This is a genomic window from Streptomyces sp. NPDC001373, from assembly GCF_042895815.1.
GTDB lineage: Bacteria > Actinomycetota > Actinomycetes > Streptomycetales > Streptomycetaceae > Streptomyces.
Genome location: NZ_JBIAWQ010000017.1, coordinates 53,521 through 75,383, shown reverse-complemented (window position 1 = coordinate 75,383; position 21,863 = coordinate 53,521). Strand labels below are relative to the sequence as shown.

Genomic DNA, 21,863 nt, shown 5'->3' with positions numbered 1-21,863 from the left:
TCCCGGCGGCGGGCAGCGGGGCCCGTCCTCCGGACCGGCCCTCAGGCCGTCCGCAGGAGGAGCAGGGACGGCACGCGCTCCGGGAACCCCGCCCGGAGGAGTCCGTGCCCGATCCCCGCCAGCCCGGTCAGCAGGCCGGGATGCGCCACCCCCTCCGGGGCGCCGCTGCGGGCACCGGTCTCCTCGACGGCCGCGAGGAGTGCTCCGGCCCGACGGACCCAGTGCGGGCGTACCTCCGGGACGGCGCTGTGGCCCAGGAGTTCGCACAGTCCGGCCTCGCCGTGGCACAGGCTGTCGTCGGCGGCCGGCCTGTCCCGGCCCAGCCCTTCGACGGTCCTGCGGGCCCAGGCCGCGAGGTGCGGGTCGTCCAGGGCACCCGGCGCGTCCAGCACCGCGAGCGCGATGCCCGCGCGCCCCCGGCACCAGGCCGAGGCCCGCGCCTCGCCCGCGGACCCGCCGGCCGGCTCCCCGCCCACGGCCGCCCGCAGCGCGGACAAACCCGCGAGCCGGTACCGCTCACCGCCCCCGGCCGCCCCGCCCCCGGACCCCGCCGCAGCCTCGGCCCCGGCCTCGGCCTCGGCGAACCGCAGCAGGGCCCATCCGAGCCCGGCGGCCCCCGTCGTGAAGCCCCGCCCGCCCGCCGTGGGATCCGCGGCGGTCAGCCGGTCCGCGCAGGCCTGAGCGTCCCGCCAGGTCTGCTGCCCCTCGTCCCCGGAACCCGCCCCGGCCCGGTGGGCGGCCAGCAGGGCGACGAGCCCGCCCGCGACGCCCGCGCCCACCCCGTGCTCCTCCTCGGACCGGGCCGCCGCGCCCGCCAGCCGCAGCATGGCGAGCGCCCACGAGCCGACTTCCGGATCGTCCAGCAGCCGTGCCGTCTCGGCGAGCGCGTACGCGATGCCGCCGAGGCCGGAGAAGGCTCCCGAACCCACCGCCCAGAGGTCCGCGGGCCTGGAGCCCAGCACGTCGAGCAGCCCGGGCACCGGCGCCAGGGCCGTACGGGCCGCCTCCGCGTAGTGTCCGGCCCCGGTGAGCGCCGCCAGCTGGGCCAGGAACAGGGCCGGCCCGGTGTACCCGCCGGCCAGGTCGGCCGGCATCGGGCCGATCCGCCAGTAGCGGTCGTCCAGGAGTTCCAAGCCGATCCAGTTGCTGCGCGGTCCTTCGCGGTACGCGAGGGAGACCAGCCGGTCCCCGACGGACCGGGCTGCCGACAACAGCCGCTCCGGCTCCGGGGCACGCTCCGCCGCACGGGTGCGCCGGTCCTCGGCGGGCCGGTGCGCGGGCGCACAGGAGGCCGTCGCCATCGCGGCCCGCACGATCCACTCCTGGTCCTGGCGGTCGACCGTGTCCAGGGCGGCGAGCCGCGCGGCGACGCGGGCGATGCCGGAGAGGTCCGTACGGCCGGCCAGTGGCCGCCCCGGCGCGCCCCACAGGCGGTCCCGGCCCGGACGGGCGGTGAACAGCGGTACGTCGCCCGCCCAGAGCTGGGCGATCTCGTCGTCGACCAGGTCGGGCGCGGGGGCCGGCCCGAACACGTCGGTCCGCAGGGTCTCCAGAACCCGCTGGCGCTCGTCCGCGTCCTTCAGCAGATCGGGGTGCGTCGACTCGTCGAGGAGAGTGGCGTAGACCCAGGTGGGACGTACCACCACTCGCACCTCGTCCTCGGCGAACGCCTTCAGCAGGGCCGTCTCGTGCAGCAGTTCCTCTCTGGCCGCGCCGATCGCCGTGTACCCGGCGCGGAATCCGGCGCAGAGCGCCTCGATGTGGGCCGTCGGTTCGATGGGCGCGCCACCCGCCAGACGTGGCCGGTTGGCGGACTCGCCGAACCTCCCGGCCCTGCGCACCAGGCGCATCCGGTCGGTGCCGGCGTCGGCCCAGTCCGCCCGGGCGACGGGAGACACCGCCGCGCGGCCGCCGCCGACCGCGGACATGTCCAGGGCGCTGTGGTCGCCCACGAACAGTCGGGGCAGCAACCCGACGCGGTACACCGAGTCGTGGAGTGCGCGGGCGGCGGGGTCCTCCGTGGCGGTGCCCGGCACCTTCGGGTGGAACAGGGTCTCCACGTCGATCAGCACCGGGTGGGCGCCGGCGGCGATCAGGTTCTCGTGATGCAGGTCGGTGCCGTCGATCAGGTGCAGCAGCGCCAGCAGCGCGCCCTGGCGGCGGTAGAACGTCTCGGCCTCCGCGGCCCGGGCGCAGGGCTCCGCGGCGACGAACTCCACCCAGCCGTAGCCGCCCCGGTCGAGCAGCCGCAGCGTACGGAGGCCGACGGCGCCGGGCAGCGCGTTGAACCAGGCGACGAGGTCGTTGAAGTGGCGGTGCACGGCGAGCGGCCGCGGCTTGTACACCAGCCGGGTCCCGTCGGCGAAGCGCAGCAGCATCACGCTCCGTCCGCCCCGGTGCCCATCGCCGGCGCCCGGCTCGAGGCCCACGAGCGGCCCCGGGGCGCCGCCGGGCCCCGCCAGGAGGCCGGCCGTCAGGAGGGCGTGGTCGTCCGCCAGCCGCTCCAGCGCCTCCACGACGGCGTCCGCCGCGTCGAGCGCCGCCCGGCCCAGGATCCGTGCCAGCACCGGCCGGCCGGCCAACAGGGCCGCCAGACCGCGCCGGGACGCCGTACGCCCCAGGAAGTCGCGGAACCGGGCCCGGGTGCCGTCCCCGTCGAGCCGCCCGGCGGTGCGGGCCCCGTACAGCTCCAGCACGAGCGTGCGCGCCGCCGTCCGCGCCAGCCTGCCGCTGAGGTGCCGCTCCAGGTCGCCGCGCACGGCGGCCACGTCCACGAGCCGGCGCGCCCGCTGCGACAGGCCCCGCTCCAGCCGCTCCCCCGCGCAGGCGGTGAACGGCCGCAGCACCCACTCGAAGCCGCTCAGCCCCGGATGGTCCCCCTCGGGCGCCACCGCCTCCTCGGGCGCGACGGCCGTCGCCTCCTCGGCGAACGCGGCCCAGTCCGGCCGCCCTTCACCCCCGCCGCCGCCGACGAGCCCGGCCTCCCACCACCGCTCGACCGCCGACAGCGAGATCCCCGCCCGCCCCTGCCCAGCCACCCGCGCCCCTCCTCGACCCCGACCCCCACGGCTCCGTGCCACGCACGATCCTGGTACGCGGGCGCCCCCCGCACATGGGGGAGAGTCCCCCATGTTTTCCACCGCGCCGCGAGCGGCCCTCGAGCGGACCGGCAACGTGCCGGGCGCGTGCCCGCGAAGCCCCGGCCCGCCGGGGCCGTGGCGGGGGCGATCCCGCCCGATACCGGTCGCATGCCGCCGCCGAACCGTTTCCATACCCGCCGCTCCTAGCGTGCGGCACGAACGTCGTGGACCGATGCGGCGGCCGCCCCTCACCCCACCCCCCGCAAGGAGATCCCGTGCTCGAAGGCTTCGGCGAGGCGCTCGCGGACAAGGAGTACTACCTGCCGCTGACCAGCGTGGCCGACCCCGGGCCGCGCTTCGCCCCCCGCGAGGTGCCGCCGGGCCTGCGCGGCGCCGCGCAGGGCATCTGGACGTTCTGGGGCGCTCCGCGGAACGGGTTCGCCGAGCAGGGCTGGAAGATCCACGTGTCGGCGCGGCTGGACCGGGCGCAGCACGTCCTCGACACGGTCGCGGGGATCTGCTTCTCCGAAGGCGTACCGTTCAAGCACCTCAGCGCCCGGCTCTTCTTCCTCTACCTCCACCACAAGCACGCCTCACGCGCCCAGTCGGGCAAGTTCTGCGCCGTCTACCCGCCCGACCAGGCGACCGCCCGCCGGCTGCTGGAGCGCCTGCGCGACGCGCTCGACGGGGAGGAGGGTCCGTACGTCCTCACCGACCGGCGCTTCCGTGACTCGCGGACGGTCCACTACCGCTACGGCGCCTTCGGTCCCCGCGGCCGGCTGCGGGCCGACGGCACCCGGGAGGGACTGGTCACCGACGGCTCCGGCCGTGAGGTCGTGGACCTGCGGATGCCCGCCTTCCACCTGCCCCCCGGGATCACGGACCCCTTCGTCGGGCAGGAGGAGCAGCCGCACGCGGGCCCGATCCTGATCCGCGACTACGAGGTGACCCGCGCGGTGCACCTGAGCAACGCGGGCGGCACCTACCGGGCCCTGGACCGGCGGACCGGCCGGACGGTGTTCCTCAAGGAGGCCCGCGCCCACAACGGCCTGGTCTTCGACGGGACCGACGCGCAGCAGCGGCTGCGGCACGAGTACGACGTGCTGCGCGCGCTGCACGCGGCCGCCCCCGGGGTGGGGCCGGAGCCGCTGGACCACTTCACGGAGTGGGAGCACGACTTCCTCGTCACCGAGTACGTCGAGGGGCAGCCGCTGGTGGCCTGGCTGAGCCGGTCCACGCCACTGGCCCGCGCGGACCGCACGGACGGGTCCGTCGCCGCGTACTACGAGGCGTGCCGGGGCCTGCTGGCCCAGTTGGACGCGGTCCTGGGGCGACTGCACACGGCCGGATACCGGTTCGGGGACCTCAGCCCCGGCAACATCATGGTCACCCCGTCGGGCGGGCTCCGGCTGGTGGACTTCGAGGCGGCCACCGCGCTGTCCGCGGCGCCCTCCGGCGTCAGCACCCCGGGGTTCACGCCGCCGCCCGGCCTGTCGCGGGCCGACACCGATCCGCGGCTGCGGGACCGGTACGGCGTGGCGGCGATCGCGCTCTCCTTCCTCGCGCCGTTCAACGAGACCGCCGAACACGCGCCCGGAAACCTCGCGCTGCTGCGCCGCGACCTGGCGGACGTGGCTCCGCCGCAGGACCTGTGGCAGCGGGCGACGGCCTTCCACACGGGGCGGGAGCGGACGCGGGACCAGGAGGGCCCCGGCCGCCCGCCCTCCCCCGCCGAGCTGGACACCGACCCCCGGGGCTGCCTCGCCCGGCTGGCCGACGAGGTGGCCGAGGGGTTGCTGGGGACGGCGGACGCCGGCCGGCCGGAGTGGGCCTTCCCGCCCTCGGCCGAGGCGTTCGGGACCAACAACGTCTGCCTGGCCTACGGCACGGCCGGGGTGGTGCTCGCCCTGCGGCGCGCCGGCGTCGCGGTGCCGGCGGAGATCGGCGAGCGGCTGCGCCGCGACGCGCTGGCGCTGCGCGGGGCACTGCCCCCCGGACTGCTCGTCGGCTCGGCGGGCATCGCCCCGGTGCTGGCCGGCCTCGGCCGGCTGGACGAGGCCGTCGACCTGCTGCGGGACGCCGACGGCCACCCGCTCACCGCCTCCTGCGGCACGCTGGCCGGCGGGCGCGCGGGGGTCGGGACGGGCTGGCTCGCCCTGCACCGGCTGACCGGGGAGGACGAACACCTGGATCGGGCCGTCGCGGCGGCGCAGGGTCTCCTGCGCACCCCCGACCTGCCGGCCACCCTCGGCGAGCACGACGCCCGCGGTCTGCTGCACGGCCGGTCGGGAGTCGCCCTCTTCCTCCACCGCCTGGCCCGCGCCACCGGCGAGGCCCGCTGGCTGGAGGCGGGCCGCCTGCTGCTCCACCAGGAGCTGGACCGGACCTTCGCCCTGGACGACGGCGCCCTGTCCGTCTCCGACGACGCCCGGCTCACCCGTGCCATGCCGTACCTGGCCACGGGCGCGGCCGGGATCGCCGCCGCGCTCACCCACTACGTGGCGACCGCGCCGGACGAGCGCTTGGCGGCGGCGCTGCCGAGGCTGGTCGCCGGAATCCGCGTCTCCTGCGCCACGAAGGAGGCGGGCCTGTACCGCGGGCTGGCCGGACTGACCTGGTTCCTGACCCGGCACGCCGAGCTCACCGGCACGGACGCCGCCCGCGCGGACGCCGTGCGCGCCGCGACCGGCCTGGTCAAGTACGCCGTCCCGGACCGGCGCGGGGTGCGCTTCCTCGGCGCGGGTTCGATGCGGTTCACCGCCGACCTCTCCAGCGGCGGGGCCGGTGTGCTGCTGGCCCTGCACCGCCTGCTGGCCGGCCCGCTCCTGCCGGAACCCCGCCACGCGCGCCCGCTGGTCCCGGCGGGCGGCTGACGGCTCACGCCCCATGAACGCCCCGGCGCGCAACGACCGACTCCGTGCCGGGGACGCAGTGACCGAACGAACGACTCCGAACAGGAAGTGAGACCACCATGAGCCAGATCCTCGCGCTCCAGGCCCTGGACACCGAGCCGGAGGGCTTCTTCCCGCCCTGCTTCAGCGTCTCCTGGAGCATCAGCGACATCTTCCCCGAGCCGATGTAACGAGCCGGCACCCGGAGGGCCGGGACCGGTGGCACCCGCCACCGGTCCCGGCCCGGTGCGTTCGCATCAGGTGGGGGTGTGGACGGACTCGTTCGCCGTCGTGCCGTCCTCGCCCCGGGGCTGAGGGGTGGGCGGGGTGCGGACCAGGAGGGCGATCAGGACGGTCAGGGCGCCGAGTACCGCGCCGATGCCGAATCCCCAGCGGACGCCCGTGGCCAGGGCCGCGGTGGCGTCGGCGCCGTCGGCGGCCGCCGCGGCGGCGTGGCCCGACATGACGCTGATGACCAGGGCGGTTCCGGCGCCGGCCGCCACCTGCTGGAGCGAGCCCAGGACGGCGGAGCCGTGGGGGTAGAGGTGCGGCGGCAGGACGGACAGGCCGGAGGTGAAGACCGGGGTGAAGACGAACGCCATGCCGGCGCTCAGGGCCACGTGGAGGGCGAGCACCAGCCACGGCGAGGTCCCTTCGCCCGTGAGGGCGAACAGCGCGAGGCAGACGGCTATGAGGACCGCTCCGGGGACGACCAGGCGCGGTGCGCCGAGCCGGTCGTAGAGCTTGCCGACCTGCGGTCCGAGCAGGCCCATGGTCAGGCCTCCGGGGATGAGGAGCAGCCCGGTCTGCAGTGAGGTCAGGCCGCACACCTCCTGGAGGTAGATCGGCAGGAGGATGAACGCGCCCATCAGGGCCATGAAGGACAGGCACATCAGGGCGAGCGCCACGGAGAAGTGGCGGAAGGTCAGGGTGCGCAGGTCGAGCAGCGGAGTGGACGACCGCTGGAGGGCCAGCTGCCGCCAGGCGAACAGGCCGACCAGCACGGCGCCCGTCAGGGTCGTGGCCGCCGGGGGCACGGGGGCATGGGCCGCGTTGCCGGCGCCGAGCTCGCCCAGTCCGTAGACCAGGGCGCCGAAGCCCGCCGCCGCCAGGGGGACGGACACCCAGTCGATCGGGCCGGCCTGCGGTTCGCCGACGTTGACCAGGTTGCGCCGGCCGAAGACGGCCATGGCCCCGGCGATGGGCAGCACGGCCAGGAACAGCAGGCGCCAGCTCCCCAGTTGCAGCAGCACGCCGGAGACCGCCGGGCCGAGGGCGGGCGCGACGGAGATGACGAGGGTGATGTTGCCCATGACGCGGCCGCGGTCCTGCGGGGGCACGAGGGTCATCAGGGTCGTCATGAGCAGCGGCATCATCACGGCGGTGCCGCCGGCCTGGATGACGCGGGCGGCCAGCAGTACGGGGAAGGCGGGCGCGGCCGCGGCCAGGGCCGTGCCGGTCAGGAACAGCGCCATGGCCAGGCCGAAGGCGGTCCGCGTGGTCACGCGCTGGAGGAACCACCCCGTCACCGGGATGACGACGGCCATGGTGAGCATGAAGGCCGTGGACAGCCAGCCCGCGGCCGCCGCGGTGACCTCGAACTCGCGCATGAGCCTCGGGATCGCGTTGACCATGATCGTCTCGTTGAGGAGGACGACGAATGTCGACAGCACGAGGATCCGCAGCACCGCGGTGACGCGGGCGGGCGAGAGGCTGGGTGTGGCGAGGGGTGCGGGCATGGTGCCTTCCGTCATCTGAGCCTCCTACGCATGGGGCAGGTCACCCTGACAGACCGCGGCGCCGGGGAGAACTCATCGTTGTCTCCCTCGATCCTGTCGCTGCCGCCGCCGGGGCTCAAACCATTTTGGCGACCCGGGCCCGGTCCGGGACCGCGAGGACCCCAACGCGCCGACGCACGGCGGCGGCGTCGGGCGCCTTCCGGTGCGCTCGGGGGCAAGGGGGCGGGCACGGAGGGGCAACTGCGACGGGACGGGCGGGCCTACGTTCGGGGGGCGGCCGGTTCCGAACAGGTGACCGGTCGTCAATTTCCTTTTCCGTGCATTGTCTTGCGAGAGGACCCCCCATGTTCGACATCTCTCGGGTGCAGGCCGCGCCCGGCGCCGATCTGCTCACGCCCGACAACTCGGTCATGCTCTTCGTGGACCACCAGCCGCAGATGTTCTTCGGCACCGGCAGCGGCGACCGCGCCGCGATCGTCAACAGCACGGTGGGCCTCGCCAAGGCGGCGCGCGCGTTCGGCGTGCCGGCCGTGCTCACCACCGTCGCCGCCGAGTCCTTCTCCGGTCCGCTGCTGCCGCAGCTGGCCGCCGTGTTCCCGGGGCAGAAGGCCGTCGACCGCACCAGCATGAACGCCTGGGAGGACGAGGCCCTCGTCGAGGCGGTCCGCGCCACCGGGCGCAGGAAGATCATTCTGTCCGGGCTGTGGACCGAGGTCTGCCTGGTACTGCCCGCCCTCTCCGCGCTGGAGCAGGGCTACGAGGTGTACGTGGTGGCCGACGCCTCCGGTGGTGTCAGCCCGGCCGCCCACGAGCACGCGCTCCAGCGGATGGTCGCCGCCGGCGCGGTCCCCGTGACCTGGGTGCAGGTGCTGCTGGAGCTCCAGCGCGACTGGGCGCGCCAGGAGACGTACGGCGCCGTGATGGAGATCGTCAAGGAGCACGCGGGGGCGTACGGGCTGGGCGTCGTGTACGCGCAGGCGGTCATCGGCGCGCACGCGGCCGGCTGACCCCCTTGGACATCGGCCTCCTCGCCCTCCGGCTGCTGGTGGGCCTGCTCGTCGCCGACCACGGAGTGCAGAAGATCAGCCGGCACCTGGGCGGCAAGGGACTCGACGGCGGTGCGCGGGAGTTCCGCGCGGACGGCTTCCGCGGGGGCGCGCTCACGGCCCTCGCGGCGGGCGGCGGCCAAATCGGGTCCGGACTGCTGCTGGCCGCCGGACTGCTGACCCCGCTCGCCGCGACCGGGGTCGTCGGGGTCATGACCGTCGCCCTCACCGTGAAGTGGCACAACGGCCTCTGGGTGCAGGACGACGGCTACGAGTACCCCCTCGTCCTGATCGGCACCGCCGCCGCCCTGGCGGCCACCGGCCCCGGGGTCTGGTCCCTGGACCGGGCCCTCGGCCTCGGCGGCTACCCCGTGTGGTGGACGGCCCTCGTGCTCGCCGCCGGGGTCGGCAGCGGACTCCTCACCCGGCTGGCGCTCCACCGCCCCGCGCCGGACGCCTGACCCCTCGTCCCCACCCTCCGCGGTCCGCCGTCCGCCGGACCGCGTCCCATCGAACAGGAAGACACGCACATGCCGTACATCAAGGTCGCGGAGGGCAACTCCGCGCCGGTCGAGCTGTACTACGAGGACCACGGTGCGGGCCGGCCCGTCGTGCTGATCCACGGCTGGCCGCTCAACGGGGCCTCGTGGGAGAAGCAGACCGCCGCGCTGCTCGCCGCGGGCCACCGGGTCATCACCTACGACCGGCGCGGCTTCGGGCGCTCCGACCAGCCCTCCGACGGCTACGACTACGACACCTTCGCCGCCGACCTCGACCGGCTGCTGACCACCCTCGACCTGCGCGACGTCGTCCTGGCGGGGTTCTCCATGGGCACCGGCGAGGTGACCCGCTACCTCGGCACCCACGGCTCCGGCCGCGTCGCCAAGGCCGTCCTCATCGGGGTCGTCCCGCCCTTCCTGCTCAAGACCGACGACAACCCGGCCGGGGTCGAGGCCTCCGTGTTCCAGGGCATCCAGGAGGCGATCCGCGCCGACCGCTTCGCGTTCATGACCGACTTCCTCGCCGACTTCTACAACGTCGACGTGCTGGGCGGCGAGCGGATCAGCGCGGAGGCCGTCCGGGCGAGCTGGAACGTCGCGGCCGGCGCCTCCGCCAAGGGCACCCTCGACTGCGTCGGCGCCTGGCTGACCGACTTCCGCGCGGACCTGCCGCGCATCGACGTCCCCACGCTGATCATCCACGGCGACGCCGACCGCACCCTGCCCATCGACTCCACCGCCGTCCCGCTGGCGCGGCTCATCGCCGGGGCCGAGCTGAAGGTGATCCCCGGCGCCCCGCACGGCCTGCTGTGGACCCACGCCGCCGAAGTCAACTCCGCCCTGCTCGACTTCCTCGCCTGAGCGGCCCCCTCCGCCCTCCCGTGCCGCGGCCGTTCCCCCCGGAGACGGCCGCGGCACGGCCCCCGCGACCACCCCTACCCCTGGAGCCCCACCATGTTCCACCAGCCGGTCCCGGAGCCGGGCATGCCCGTCGCCGGGCTGCGTCCCGCCGAGGGCCGAGGCGGCGGCGCGGCCGACCTCCTCGTCCGCAACGCGAAGGTGTTCACCGGGGACCCCCGCCGCCCGGAGGCCCGCGCGGTCGCCGTCCGCGACGGCCTGGTCCTGGCCCTCGGCGACGACCACGACCTGGCCCCTCTCCTGGGCCCCGCGACCCGGGTCGTGGACGCGCTCGGCCGCCGGGTGGTGCCCGGCCTGAACGACTCGCACCTCCACGTCGTCCGCGGCGGTCTGCACTACGTCCTGGAGCTGCGCTGGGACGGGGTGCGCAGCCTGCGCCGTGCGCTGGAGATGCTGCGCGAGCAGGCCGGACGGACGCCCCGGGGCCAGTGGATCCGGGTCGTCGGCGGCTGGACCCCCGAGCAGTTCGCCGAGCGCCGGATGCCGACCGTGGCCGAGCTGAACGCCGCCGCGCCCGACACCCCCGTCTTCGTCCTGCACCTGTACCAGTCGGCCCTGATGAACCGGGCCGCCGTACGGGCCGCCGGGTACACCCGCGACACCCCCGACCCGCGCGGCGGGCAGATCGTCCGCGGCAGGGACGGCGAGCCGACCGGCGTGCTGCTGGCGGCCCCCGGCGCGCTCGTCCTCTACTCCACCCTCGCCAAGGCCCCGGTGCTGGACGCGGCCGACCGGCGCACCTCCACCCGCCACTTCCTCAAGGAGCTCAACCGCTTCGGCCTCACCTCGGCCCTCGACGCCGCGGGCGGCTTCCAGAACTTCCCCGACGACTACGCGACCGTCGTGGACCTGGCCCGCTCCGGCGAACTCTCCCTGCGCATCGCCTACTACCTGTTCCCGCAGACGGCCGGGCAGGAGCTCGCCGACCTGCGGCGCTGGACGCGGACCGTCCGGCCCGGGGACGGGGACGCCTGGCTGAGGCTGGCCGGCGCCGGGGAGAACCTCACCTGGGCGGCCGCCGACTTCGAGAACTTCGCGCAGCCGCGGCCCGAGCTCGAACCCGGCTACGAGGCCGAGTTCGAGCAGGCGGTGCGGCTGCTGGCCGAGAACGGCTGGGGCTTCAGGCTGCACGCCACCTACGACGAGACCATCCGCCGCGACCTGGCGGTCTTCGAGAAGCTCGCCGCGGAGGGCCTCTTCCCGACCGGCGAACGGTGGCTGTTCGACCACGCCGAGACCGTCTCCGACCACAGCCTGGACCGGATCGCCGCCCTCGGCGGCGCGGTCTCCGTGCAGAACCGGATGTCCTTCCAGGGCACCGCCTTCGTCGACCGGTACGGGTACCGGGCGGCGCACCGGACCCCGCCGGTCCGGGCCATGCTGGAGCGCGGGCTGACCGTCGCCGCCGGGACCGACGCCACGCGCGTGTCCTCGTACAACCCGTGGGTGTCGCTGCACTGGCTGGTGACCGGCCGCACCGTCGGCGGTACGGCCCTCTACCCGGCCGCGAACCTGCTCGGCCGGGAGGAGGCGCTCGAGCTGTACACCCGGGGCGGGGCGCGGCTGACCGGGGAGGACGGCGTCAAGGGGATGCTGCGCGAGGGCTACTACGCCGATCTGGCCGTCCTCTCGCAGGACTACTTCGCCGTCCCCGAGGCAGCCATCCCCGACATCGAGTCGGTTCTCACCGTCGTCGGCGGGCGCGTCGTCCACGGGGAGGCCGAGTACGCGGGCCTCGACGAGGCGCTCCCGCCGGTCGTTCCGCACTGGAGCCCCGTGGCGCACTTCGGCGGGTACGCGGCGGCCGGCGCCCGGCAGGCCGAGGCGATGGCGGAGGTCGCCGCCGAGTCGGAGCTGCACCGCCGATGGCGCGCGGCCCGGGACGGCGACGGCAGCGGCCGGCCCCCGGCGGACCCCGTCGACCCGTGCTTCGCGCACTGAGCGGGGAGGACGGACCCATGAGCGAGGAGCTCCCCGACCCGGCCGGCCGCCACTTCGAGCCGGACCTGCGCGCCATGACGCGGATCAACCTGCACCCCGTCGCCTCGCCGATGCCGCTCGGCTTCTTCACCGTGGCGATCGCGTCCGTGATGACGGGCTGCCTGCAGCTCGGCGTGTTCGACGTCTCCGCCCGGCGGGCGGTCGCCCTCTGCGTGCTGCCCGCCTTCGCCCTCCAGTTCCTGGTCTCCGTGCTCGCCTTCGGGGCCCGGGACGTGATCGCGGCGACCCTGATGGGCACGTTCGCGGGCAGCTGGCTGGCGTACGCGCTGGTCCTGGGAAGCGGTGCGGCCGACGGCACCGAGGTGCTCGGCGTGTTCAACCTGGCGTTCCTGTGCTTCGGCGCCCTGATGGCGGCGGTGACCCGGCCCAAACGCGCCCTGTGGCTCGTCCTGGTGGTCTCGCTGCCCCGCTGGGCGGCCGGAGGCCTGGCCGGGGTCACCGGCGTGCAATGGCTCACGCGCACGGCCGGGGCCCTCGGGATCGTGGTGGCCCTGGTCTGCGTGTACACGGCGTTCGCGCTGCTGCTGGAGGACGTGCGCGGCGAGGAGGTGCTGCCGCTCGGCCGCAGCGGGCCGGCGCACCACGCGGTCGAGGGGGACCTGGCCGTGCAGCTGCGGAACCTGGAGCGGCAGGCGGGCGTGCGCCGCACGCTGTGAGCCGGGGCCCGGTCCCTCAGCACCGGCCGCCGCGGGCCGTCGTCTGCCATTCCCGCGGCGACATCCCGTACGCCGCCCGGAAGGCCCGGCTGAAGTGGGAGGGGCTCACGAAACCCCAGCGCTGCGCCACCGCCGCCACCGCCGGCGACGCGCCGCGGGGGCGGGACAGCTCGCGCCGGCACCGCTCCAGCCGTTCGCGGTGGATCCAGCGGCCCACCGTGGTCCCGTCGGAGCGGAAGAGCTTGTGCAGGTAGCGCACCGACACGTGGTGCGCGGCCGCGATCCGCTCGGGCGACAGGCCGGGGTCGCCGAGGTGGCGCAGGATGTACTCCTTGATCCGGGCGAGCATCCCCCGCGCCGCCTCCGGGGCCCGCGGGTCGAGCCGGCCCTGGCGCTCGCGGACGAGGACCGCGAGCAGGTCGGTGGTGGTCAGGGCGAGCCGGTGGGCCGTGTACGCGTCGAACCCGGCAGCCTGCTCGGCGAGCCGGTCGAGATAGCCGGCGACGAGCGCGGAGGTTCCCGAGCTCCCGCTGAACAGGGTGCCGGTGACCGCACGCAGGTCGCCGTCCGTGACGCCGATGTCCTCCTTCGGCACCCGGAACGCCGTGAAGCGAAAGTCTCCGAGCTGCTCGCGGCGGTAGGGCCGGCCGGCGTCCGAGCAGGTGAACGTACCGGGGCCGACCAGTGCCTGGCGCCCGTCCTGGGTGAGCCGGCCGGTGCCGCGGTGCTGGAGGGTGACGGTCAGGTACTCGCCGCCGCCCTGGGAGATGCGGCGTTCGCTGCGCGAGACGGTCTGCGGACCGGCCTCGACGACGGAGATCTGGAGCGGGCCGAGCCGATGGGTGGAGATGGTGCCGGCCGAGGGCACCGGCTCGTGGAGTTCGACGTCGAGCGGGACGAAGGTGTCGGACACCAGGTCGTGCCAGTAGTCGGCGCGCTGGGAAGGCGGCAGCGGCGAGGTGGACAGGACGACGGCCATGGGGACTCCGGGTGCGGTGCAGAGCGGTGCGGGGTTGTGCTCCCACTCTCGGACCGGGCGGCGGCGTGGCCATCCGTCACATGACTTGCGTCGTGACGGAGCCCGCGGCGCCGCACCGGCTCCCGCCCGGCCCTCAGTCGCCCGGCTCCTGTGCGACGACGTCGCGCAGCTGGCTGCGGGCGGTCACGCCCAGGACGGGGAAGGCCTGGTAGAGGTGGGTCCCTACGGTCCGCGGCGACAGGAAGAGCCGCTCGCCGATCTCCCGGTTGGTCAGACCCTGCGCCGCCAGCCGGACGATCCGCTGCCGTTGCGGGCTGAGGGAGCGCAGGGCGCTGGGCCGCGCCGACTCGACGGCGACGCCCGCCGCCCGCAGCTCGGCCTCGGCCCGCGCCCCCCAGTGGACGGCTCCGAGGCCTTCGAAGACCTCCCGGGCCTTGGTCAGGGCGGTGCGGGCCTCGGCGATCCGCCGCTGCCGGCGCAGCCATTCGCCGTACTCCAGCCACAGCTGGCCGCGTTCGAAGGGCCAGCGCTGTCCGGCCGGGTCCTCCAGGGCCTCGGCGAAGAGGGCGCCGGCGTCGGCCGGTTCGGCGAGGAGCGCGGCGGCCCGCAGCAGGATCTGCCGCAGCCGGGGCGAGGCGCCGTCGCCGACTTCGGCGGTGACCCGTTCGAGTGCGGTACGGGCCTCCCCCGCGTGGCCGGTGAGCACGGCGGCGGCCGCGTGGTCGGCGACGGCGTAGCAGGACAGGTGATAGTGGAGCGGTGCGCCCGAGCCGTCGAACAGCGTGCCCAGGTGCCGGTGGGCGGCGGTGTGGTCGCCGAGGGCGGTGGCCGCGAAGGCGGCGGCCCGGCGGGCGCGGACGGTGGTGGCGAGCGCGCGGGCCGGTTCGGTGACGGCCAGGACGGCGGTGGCGTGCCGCAGGGCAGCCTCGGGCTCCCCCGTCAGGGCGCACAGGGTGGCGAGGACGGCGAGGGCGCGGACGGATCCGAGGTTGCGCCGGCCGTCCAGGAAGCGGCCCGCGAGCCGTTCGACGCCGAGCCGGGCGTCCGCCCAGCGGCCGGCGTCGAGGTTGGCCAGGGCGAGGTCGGCGGCGGTCGTCCCGGCGTGGAAGTCGGCGGCGTCCTCCCACTGCGGGTTGACCACCTCGCCGAGCAGGCCCACCGCGGTCTCGGTCTCGTCGAGCAGCATGCTCAGGACGCCGAGGGTGTGCTTGAGGGTGGGGAGCAGGCCCGGGGCGGTGGTGAGCGCGGGCAGGTGGCCGCGCACCGTGTTCCCGTACCGGTAGGGGTCCGTGGCGCCGAGGTCCCACAGGTGGAAGGGGTGGGTGGCCATGTCCTCGTCGTCGCCGCGCGCGGCCAGCATCGGTCTGATCCGCTCGCGCTGGGCGGGTATCCCCGAGTGGTAGACGATGCCCGTCGCGATGGTGGAGACGCCCGCGTCGATACGCTCCGTGCCGGGCAGCCCGTCGGGTACGACAAGGCAGAACGCGCGCTCCATGCGCAGCATCAGCATCTCGACCAGCCCGCAGAAGGCGGAGATCCACCGCATGGCCTCCGGGTCGCCGTCGGACCGGTAGGCCCGGGCGGCCAGCTGTTCCGCCCGGTCGACGTCGCCGACCACGATCGCGGCGTAGGCGGCGGTGGCCAGCAGCCGGGTCCGCTCCTCGGCGTTCGGGTGCAGCTGTGCGGAGCGCTCCAGTGCGGCCAGGGCCTCGGCGACGGCGCCGCGGCCCATGGCGCGCGTGGCGGCGTCCTCCAGTGCGGTGGACACCGAGGCGTCGGGCGCCACGGTGGCGGCCGACAGCTGCCAGGCGCGGCGGTCGGGGTCGGCGGCGAGGGCTTCGGCGAGGGCCAGGTGGGCCCGGCGCCGCTCGGCGAACGGGGCCGCCCCGTAGATCGCCGACCGGATGAGGGGGTGGTGGAAGTCGACGCGGTCGGCGTGGACCCGTACCAGTCCCGCCCGTTCGGCCGGCTGCCAGACGTCGACGGGGGACCCGGGCTCCAGGGCGGCCTGGACTTCGGGCAGGCCGGCGCCCTCGGCGGCCGCGGCGACCAGCAGGGCCTCGCGCGTGGCGGCGGGCAGTTCGTCGACGCGGGCGGCGAAGGTCCGTTCCAGCAGGTCGGTTACGGGGAGGGGGGCAGTGGCCGGGAGGCTCCCGTCGCGCGCCGCCGACCGGGCGAGCTCGACGAGGGCGAGGGGGTTGCCGGCGGCGGTGGCGAGGACGTGGCGCCGGGTCGGCCCGGTCGGCGGGTGCGGCTGGGCGCTGAGCAGTTCCTCCGCCTCGGCGGGCGGGAGCGCGGGGACGACGAGGAGCGGGACCGAGGGGTCCAGCCAGTCTGGGTGGTGGGTGCCGCGCGCGGCGACGAGCAGGCCGATGGGCTCGCCGGCCAGGCGCCGGGCGAGGAAGCCGAGCACCTGGCGGCTGCCGTGGTCGAGCCACTGGGCGTCGTCGACGGCGAGCAGGAGCCGGCCGGTCGAGGCGGTCTGCGAGGCGAGGGTGAGGACGGCCAGGCTCATCATCATGAGGTCGGGCGGGGCCGGGTCGTCGCCCAGCCCGAAGGCGGCGAGCAGGGCGGCGCGCTGACGGGCCGGCAGTACGTCGGCGCCGTCGAGGACGGGCAGCAGGAGCTGGTGCAGGCCGGCGAAGGCGAGCTCGGCCTCGGCGGCGTTGCCGCGCACCCGCAGGACACGGGTGCCCTCGCGTACGGCGTCGGCGACGGTGGCGTCGAGCAGCAGGGTCTTGCCGACGCCGGGCTCCCCGAGCAGGAGCAGCGACGCGGTGGCCGCGCCGGGTGAGAGTGCGGCGGCGATGAACGCCCGTTCTTCCTGACGTCCGATCAACGCTGGACTCCTGTGGACCCTTTGTACGCGGTGGTGCGGTCCGCCCCCTCCGGGCGGGCGGACGGGGCGCGCATGTGCCGGAGCATAGTCGCAGCGCGCGGGGACGCGTTCCGCAGGGACGGCGCCCGGGGCCGCCGCCGGCCGGAGATCCTCCGCCGGCGGCCCCGGTTCCTCAGGTCCTTTCCCGTTCGAAGGTGCGCAGGAGGTCGGCCGCGACGCCCACGGCGATCGCGGCCGGTTCCTTGCAGGTGATCTCCGACATCCCGATCGGGGTCTTGATGCGGTCGATGGTCGCGTCGTCGTGGCCGCCCTCGGTGGACAGGCGGTGGCGGAACCTGGACCATTTGGCGGCCGAGCCGATCAGTCCGATCGTGCCCAGGTCCTCGGTACGCAGGGCCGCGTCGCACAGGGCGGCGTCCTCGGCATGGTCATGGGTCATGATCAGGACGTGGGTGCCGGGAGCCAGGTCGGCGAGCACCTCCTCCGGGAGCAGCGGGGTGTGGTGGACGTGGACCTGCGCCACCGCGTCCCCGAGCACGGCGAGCCGCTCCTCGGCGAGCTGGTCCGGGCGGCTGTCGACCAGGTGCAGGTCGAGATCGAAGCGGGCCAGGATGCGGGCCAGTTCCAGTCCGACGTGCCCGACGCCGAAGACCGCCACCGCCGGGACCACCGGCAGGGGTTCGAGCAGGACCGAGACCGCGCCGCCGCAGCACTGCACGCCGTGCCGGCCGGTGACCTTGTCGTTGAGGGCGAACTCCATGAGCTCCGGCTGCGCGTCGGGGGTGCCGATCACCTCCCGGGCCCGGTCGACGGCGACGGCCTCGATGTTGCCGCCGCCGATCGAGCCCCAGGTCCCGTCCCGCCCGACGACGAGTTTGGCGCCGGCCTTGCGGGGCGCGTGGCCGCGCACGGTCGCGACGGTCACGAGCGCGCCGGGTTCCCTGCGGGCCCGCAACCGCGCGACCGCGGCCACCCAGGTCATGTCAGGCATGGCTCGAAACGCTCGCGCCGGTACGGTCGACGGAGCCGGCGCGGGCCGCTTCGACCGCCCAGAACACGGCTTCGGGGGTCGCGGGGGAGGCCAGTTCCACGCAGGTCCCCTCTGGTCCGAAGGCCGCGGCGGCCTGCCGCAGCGCTTCCCGTACCGAGAACGCCAGCATCAGCGGGGGCTCGCCGACCGCCTTCGAGCCGTAGACCGCTCCCTCCTCGGTGGCGTTCTGCAGCAGCGTGACGTTGAACTCCTCGGGCATCTCCGAGAAGCTCGGCAGCTTGTAGGTGCTCGCGGCCTGGGTCAGCAGCCGGCCGCGGTGCGGGCCGTCGCCGGTGTCCCAGCGCATGTCCTCCAGGGTCAGCCATCCCGCGCCCTGGACGAAGCCGCCCTCGACCTGGCCGATGTCGATCAGCGGGGACAGGCTGTCGCCGACGTCGTGCACGATGTCCACCCGCCGGATGCGGTACGCGCCGGTGAACCCGTCCACCTCCACCTCGGCGGCGGCCGCGCCGTGGGCGAAGTACTTGAACGGCGAGCCCCTGAAGGCCCTCGCGTCCCAGTGCAGCCCCTCGGTGCGGTAGAAGCCGGCCGCCGACAGCTGGACCCGCTGGAGGTAGGCGGTGCGCACCAGGTCGTCCCAGGCGAGCGCGCGGTCGTCGCCGAGGACGCGGGCGACGCCCTCGACGATGCGCACGTCCGAGGCGTTCGCGCCCAGCCGGGTGCCGGCCACCTCCAGCAGCCGCCCGCGCAGCTGCTCGCAGGCGTTCTTGACCGCCGCGCCGTTGAGGTCGGCCCCGGCGCTGGCCGCGGTGGCGGAGGTGTTGGGCACCTTGTCGGTGCGCGTCGGCGCCAGCCGCACCTTGTGCAGCGGGATGCCGAGGGTGGTCGCGGCGACCTGGATCATCTTGGTGTGCAGGCCCTGGCCCATCTCCGTGCCGCCGTGGTTGATCAGGACCGAGCCGTCCTTGTAGATCAGCACCAGCGCGCCGCCCTGGTTGAAGGCGGTGAGGTTGAACGAGATACCGAACTTGATGCCGGTGAGCGCCAGTCCCCGCTTGGTGTGCGGATGCGCGGCGTTGAAGGCGGCGATCTCCCGCCGCCGGTCGGCGATCGCGCCGTTCTCCTTGACCTGCTCCCAGACGGCGGAGATCCGTCCGGGCTGGGTGACCGGCTGCCCGTAGGGCGTGTGCTGGCCCTCGCGGTAGAAGTTGCGCTCCCGCAGTTCCGTCGGGTCGAGGCCGAGGAGGGGGGCGCAGCGGCCCATGATGTCCTCGATCACCAGCATGCCCTGGGGTCCGCCGAAGCCGCGGAAGGCCGTGTTGGAGACCTTGTTGGTCCGGGCGATCCGGCCGGCGACGCGCGCGTGGGGGATCCAGTAGGTGTTGTCGATGTGACACAGCGCGCGGGCCACCACGGGCTCGGACAGGTCCAGGCTCCAGCCGCCGTCCGCGGTCAGGGTGGCGTCCAGGGCCCGGATGTGTCCCTCGGTGTCGAAGCCGATCTTCCAGGAGGCGTGGAACCCGTGCCGCTTGCCGGACATGGTGAGGTCCTGGGTCCGGTTGAGCCGTACCCGGACGGGCCGGCCGGTGAGCCGGGCGCCGAGGGCGGCGACGGCCGCGAATCCGTGCGGCTGCATCTCCTTGCCGCCGAAGCCGCCGCCCATCCGCAGGCACTGCACGGTCACCTCGTGGCTGTGCAGCCCGAGGACGTGGGCGACGATCTCCTGGGTCTCCGAGGGGTGCTGGGTGCTGCTCTGGACGAAGACCTGTCCGCCCTCGTCGACGTGGGCGAGCGCCGCGTGGGTCTCCAGGTAGAAGTGCTCCTGCTCGGAGAACCGGAACTCGCCGGTGAACACGTGCGCGGAATCGGCGAATCCGGCGTCGACGTCGCCGGCCAGCATCACGGGGCGGGCGCCGTGGAAGCTCTCGGCGGCGATCGCCTCCGACAGGGTGACCAGCGCGGGCAGTTCGTCGAGTTCCACCTCGACGGCGGCCGCGCCGAGCCGGGCGGCCTCCAGGGTCTCGCCGAGCACCCAGGCGACGGCGTGGCCGTGGAACATGACCGTGTCGGGGAAGAGCGGTTCGTCGTGCTTCATTCCGGCGTCGTTGACACCGGGCACGTCGGCGGCGGTCAGGACGCGGACCACGCCGGGGACCTCCAGCGCGGGCGCGGTGCGCAGGGCGGTGATCCTGCCGTGGGCCTTCATCACCTGGACCGGGTGGGCGTGCAGGACGTCCTTGGTGCGGTGGATCAGGTCGTCGGTGTAGAGGGCGGCGCCGGTGACGTGCAGGGCGGCGCTCTCGTGCGGCAGCGGGAGCCCGACGGAGGGCTTCTCGGGGCGCTGGGACAGGTGGCTCACGACGACACCGCCTCGGTGTGCTGTGCGTACAGTTTCAGCAGGCTCCGGCCGAGCACGGCCGAGCGGTACCCGGCGCTGGCGCGGTGGTCGTCCATCGGCGTGCCCTCGGCCTCCAGCACCCGGGCCGCGTACTCGACGGTGTCCGCCGTCCAGGCCCGGCCCTCCAGGGCGGCCTCGGCGGCGAGGGCGCGGATCGGGGTGGCGGCGACGCCGCCCAGGCCGATGCGCGCCTTCTGGACGGTGCCGGCCTCGATGTCGAGCGCGAAGGCGACCGCGACGCTGGAGATGTCGTCGAAGCGCCGTTTGGCGATCTTGTGGAAGGCCGTGACCGGGGACAGGGGCAGCGGGACGCGCACGGCGAGGATCAGCTCGCCGGGGCGGCGCACGCTCTGCCGGTAGCCGGTGAAGTAGTCGCGGAGGGGTACCTCGCGCCGGCCGTCGGCGTCGGCGAGCACCACCGACGCCTCCAGCGCGAGCAGGACCGGCGGGCTGTCGCCGATGGGCGAGCCGGTGCCCAGGTTGCCGCCGAGGGTGGCGCTGTTGCGGATGAGGCGGGAGGCGAACAGGGGGAACAGCTCCGCGAGGAGCGGGACTCTGCCGTCGAGGCGGCGTTCGATCTCGGTGAGGGTCTGCGCCGCGCCGATCTTGATGTGGTCGGACGCGACGTGCAGGGTGCGCAGTTCGGGCAGCCGGTCGACGGCGATCACGCAAGGGGCCCGGCGGGAGCGGAGGTTGACCTCCACGCCCCAGTCGGTGCTTCCGGCGACGACGACCGCGTCGGGGCGCTCGCGCAGCAGCCGGAGCGCCTCGTCCAGGGTGCCGGGCCGCAGGAACGCGCTGTCGTCCCGGGTGTAGACGGTGGCGGCCGGTGCGGGCGGGGACTGCTCGCGGCGCTGTGCGAGGGGGTCGTCCCCGGCGGGGGTGCCGACGGCGAAAGCGGCGTCTCGGATGGGGCGGTAGCCGGTGCAGCGGCAGAGGTTCCCGCTCAGCGCGTGCAGGTCGAAGCCGTTCGGGCCGTGCTCGGGGTCGGTGCCGTCCGGGCCGCGCTGGGGGCCGGGGCCGCCGGCCGGCCCGTCGGGGGCGCGGCGGCCGGGGCGGTAGTACTCGGCGGCCATGCTGCACACGAACCCGGGCGTGCAGTAGCCGCATTGGGAGCCGCCGCGGACCGCCATCTCCTCCTGTACGGGGTGCAGGGCGGGCGGTGTGCCGGGCTCGCCGGGCGTGGCGAGGCCTTCGGAGGTGACGACTTCCTGGCCGTCGAGTGCCGCGGCCGGGATCAGGCAGGCGTTGACCGCCACCCAGTCGGTGGGCTTGTCCACGCCGGGCCGGGCCACCAGGACCGAACAGGCGCCGCATTCTCCTTCGGCACAGCCCTCCTTGGTGCCGGTGAGGCCGCGCTCGCGCAGGAAGTCCAGCACCGTGGTGTGGGGGGAGGCGGGCTCGATCGGGGTCTCGATGCCGTTGACGGTGATCCGCGCCGCTACCATCGCACACCCTCGATTCGGAAGATAAGGGGCATGATTGTTCTGGTCGCCATGTTTCAGGAGCTTTCTCTTTCGGTGGCGTCGCTCGAATGACCCGCGGAACGCAGGCCGGAACGCGACGGCGCACCGAGGGCGGTGGGGAGGAAGAGGGAAGCCCGGGCCGCGAGGGGGCGCACCGGGAGGAGGGGGGCTGTTCAGCAGCCGTGTGCTACACGGCCGGGAGCCCAGGCGACCTCGTGGGCGGGGCGCAGCGGTACGGAGGGGGTGGACATCCGACGTCGCCTCCTTCCCCGGGCTCACGAGTCGTTGCGCCCGAAGCTACGTCGCCGCCGGTTGATCGGTCAAGGAGTGTCCACGGCGTGGCGCCGCCGCCGCGGAGG

Annotated in this window: 13 protein-coding genes; 6 read left to right on the top strand and 7 right to left on the bottom strand. The window is 75.0% G+C overall.

Translation table 11 applies throughout. The features are described 5' to 3' along the window. Nucleotides 1-41: 41 nt before the first annotated feature. On the bottom strand, nucleotides 42-3,131 hold the full coding sequence (locus ACFY15_RS29215; RefSeq protein WP_390826368.1) for a type 2 lanthipeptide synthetase LanM family protein: 3,090 nt from the start codon (nucleotides 3,129-3,131) through the stop codon (nucleotides 42-44). Between the two features lie 224 nt (nucleotides 3,132-3,355). Here ACFY15_RS29215 and lanKC point away from each other — a divergent pair, with 224 nt between their 5' ends. Continuing rightward, nucleotides 3,356-5,953: a class III lanthionine synthetase LanKC gene (lanKC, locus tag ACFY15_RS29210; protein ID WP_390826367.1), complete on the top strand. Its 2,598-nt coding sequence runs from the start codon at nucleotides 3,356-3,358 to the stop codon at nucleotides 5,951-5,953. A 275-nt stretch (nucleotides 5,954-6,228) separates the two neighbouring features. On the opposite strand, the gene ACFY15_RS29205 is transcribed toward lanKC, so the two are convergent. Further along, entirely contained in the window at nucleotides 6,229-7,725 is a 1,497-nt protein-coding gene (locus ACFY15_RS29205; protein ID WP_390690690.1) for a DHA2 family efflux MFS transporter permease subunit, read from the bottom strand. A gap of 329 nt (nucleotides 7,726-8,054) precedes the next feature. On the opposite strand from ACFY15_RS29205, the gene ACFY15_RS29200 reads away from it, so the two are divergent. The 5 genes from ACFY15_RS29200 to ACFY15_RS29180 all read left to right on the top strand — a co-directional run bounded on the left by ACFY15_RS29200 (nucleotide 8,055) and on the right by ACFY15_RS29180 (nucleotide 12,831). Then, nucleotides 8,055-8,717, top strand: coding sequence for a hydrolase (locus ACFY15_RS29200; protein WP_390690691.1), 663 nt, complete (start codon nucleotides 8,055-8,057; stop codon nucleotides 8,715-8,717). 5 nt (nucleotides 8,718-8,722) lie between these two features. Then, nucleotides 8,723-9,217 carry a DoxX family protein gene (locus ACFY15_RS29195; RefSeq protein WP_390690692.1) on the top strand — a complete coding sequence of 165 codons (495 nt, stop codon included), beginning with the start codon at nucleotides 8,723-8,725 and terminating at the stop codon, nucleotides 9,215-9,217. Nucleotides 9,218-9,286: 69 nt separating this feature from the next. Next, nucleotides 9,287-10,117, top strand: coding sequence for an alpha/beta fold hydrolase (locus ACFY15_RS29190; RefSeq protein ID WP_390826366.1), 831 nt, complete (start codon nucleotides 9,287-9,289; stop codon nucleotides 10,115-10,117). Nucleotides 10,118-10,210: 93 nt separating this feature from the next. Continuing rightward, a complete protein-coding gene (locus ACFY15_RS29185; protein WP_390826365.1) occupies nucleotides 10,211-12,115 on the top strand; it encodes an amidohydrolase in 1,905 nt (634 codons plus the stop codon). Between the two features lie 17 nt (nucleotides 12,116-12,132). Then, entirely contained in the window at nucleotides 12,133-12,831 is a 699-nt protein-coding gene (locus ACFY15_RS29180) for an acetate uptake transporter family protein (RefSeq protein WP_390690695.1), read from the top strand. Between the two features lie 16 nt (nucleotides 12,832-12,847). Here the strand turns inward: ACFY15_RS29180 and ACFY15_RS29175 are convergent, their stop codons facing one another. From ACFY15_RS29175 to ACFY15_RS29155, 5 genes are all read right to left on the bottom strand, one after another. After that, entirely contained in the window at nucleotides 12,848-13,810 is a 963-nt protein-coding gene (locus ACFY15_RS29175; RefSeq protein WP_390690696.1) for a helix-turn-helix domain-containing protein, read from the bottom strand. Nucleotides 13,811-13,943: 133 nt separating this feature from the next. After that, the gene (locus tag ACFY15_RS29170; protein WP_390690697.1) at nucleotides 13,944-16,649 is read right to left on the bottom strand and encodes an AAA family ATPase; all 2,706 of its coding nucleotides are present in this window, start codon (nucleotides 16,647-16,649) and stop codon (nucleotides 13,944-13,946) included. A gap of 172 nt (nucleotides 16,650-16,821) precedes the next feature. Then, nucleotides 16,822-17,631, bottom strand: a complete 810-nt coding sequence (gene xdhC, locus ACFY15_RS29165) for a xanthine dehydrogenase accessory protein XdhC (RefSeq protein WP_390690712.1) — start codon at nucleotides 17,629-17,631, stop codon at nucleotides 16,822-16,824. A gap of 1 nt (nucleotide 17,632) precedes the next feature. After that, entirely contained in the window at nucleotides 17,633-19,999 is a 2,367-nt protein-coding gene (gene xdhB, locus ACFY15_RS29160; protein ID WP_390826364.1) for a xanthine dehydrogenase molybdopterin binding subunit, read from the bottom strand. Beyond that, nucleotides 19,996-21,486 carry a xanthine dehydrogenase small subunit gene (locus ACFY15_RS29155; RefSeq protein ID WP_390826363.1) on the bottom strand — a complete coding sequence of 497 codons (1,491 nt, stop codon included), beginning with the start codon at nucleotides 21,484-21,486 and terminating at the stop codon, nucleotides 19,996-19,998. Before ACFY15_RS29155 ends, xdhB begins: the two co-directional genes overlap by 4 nt. Between the last annotated feature and the right edge of the window lie 377 nt (nucleotides 21,487-21,863).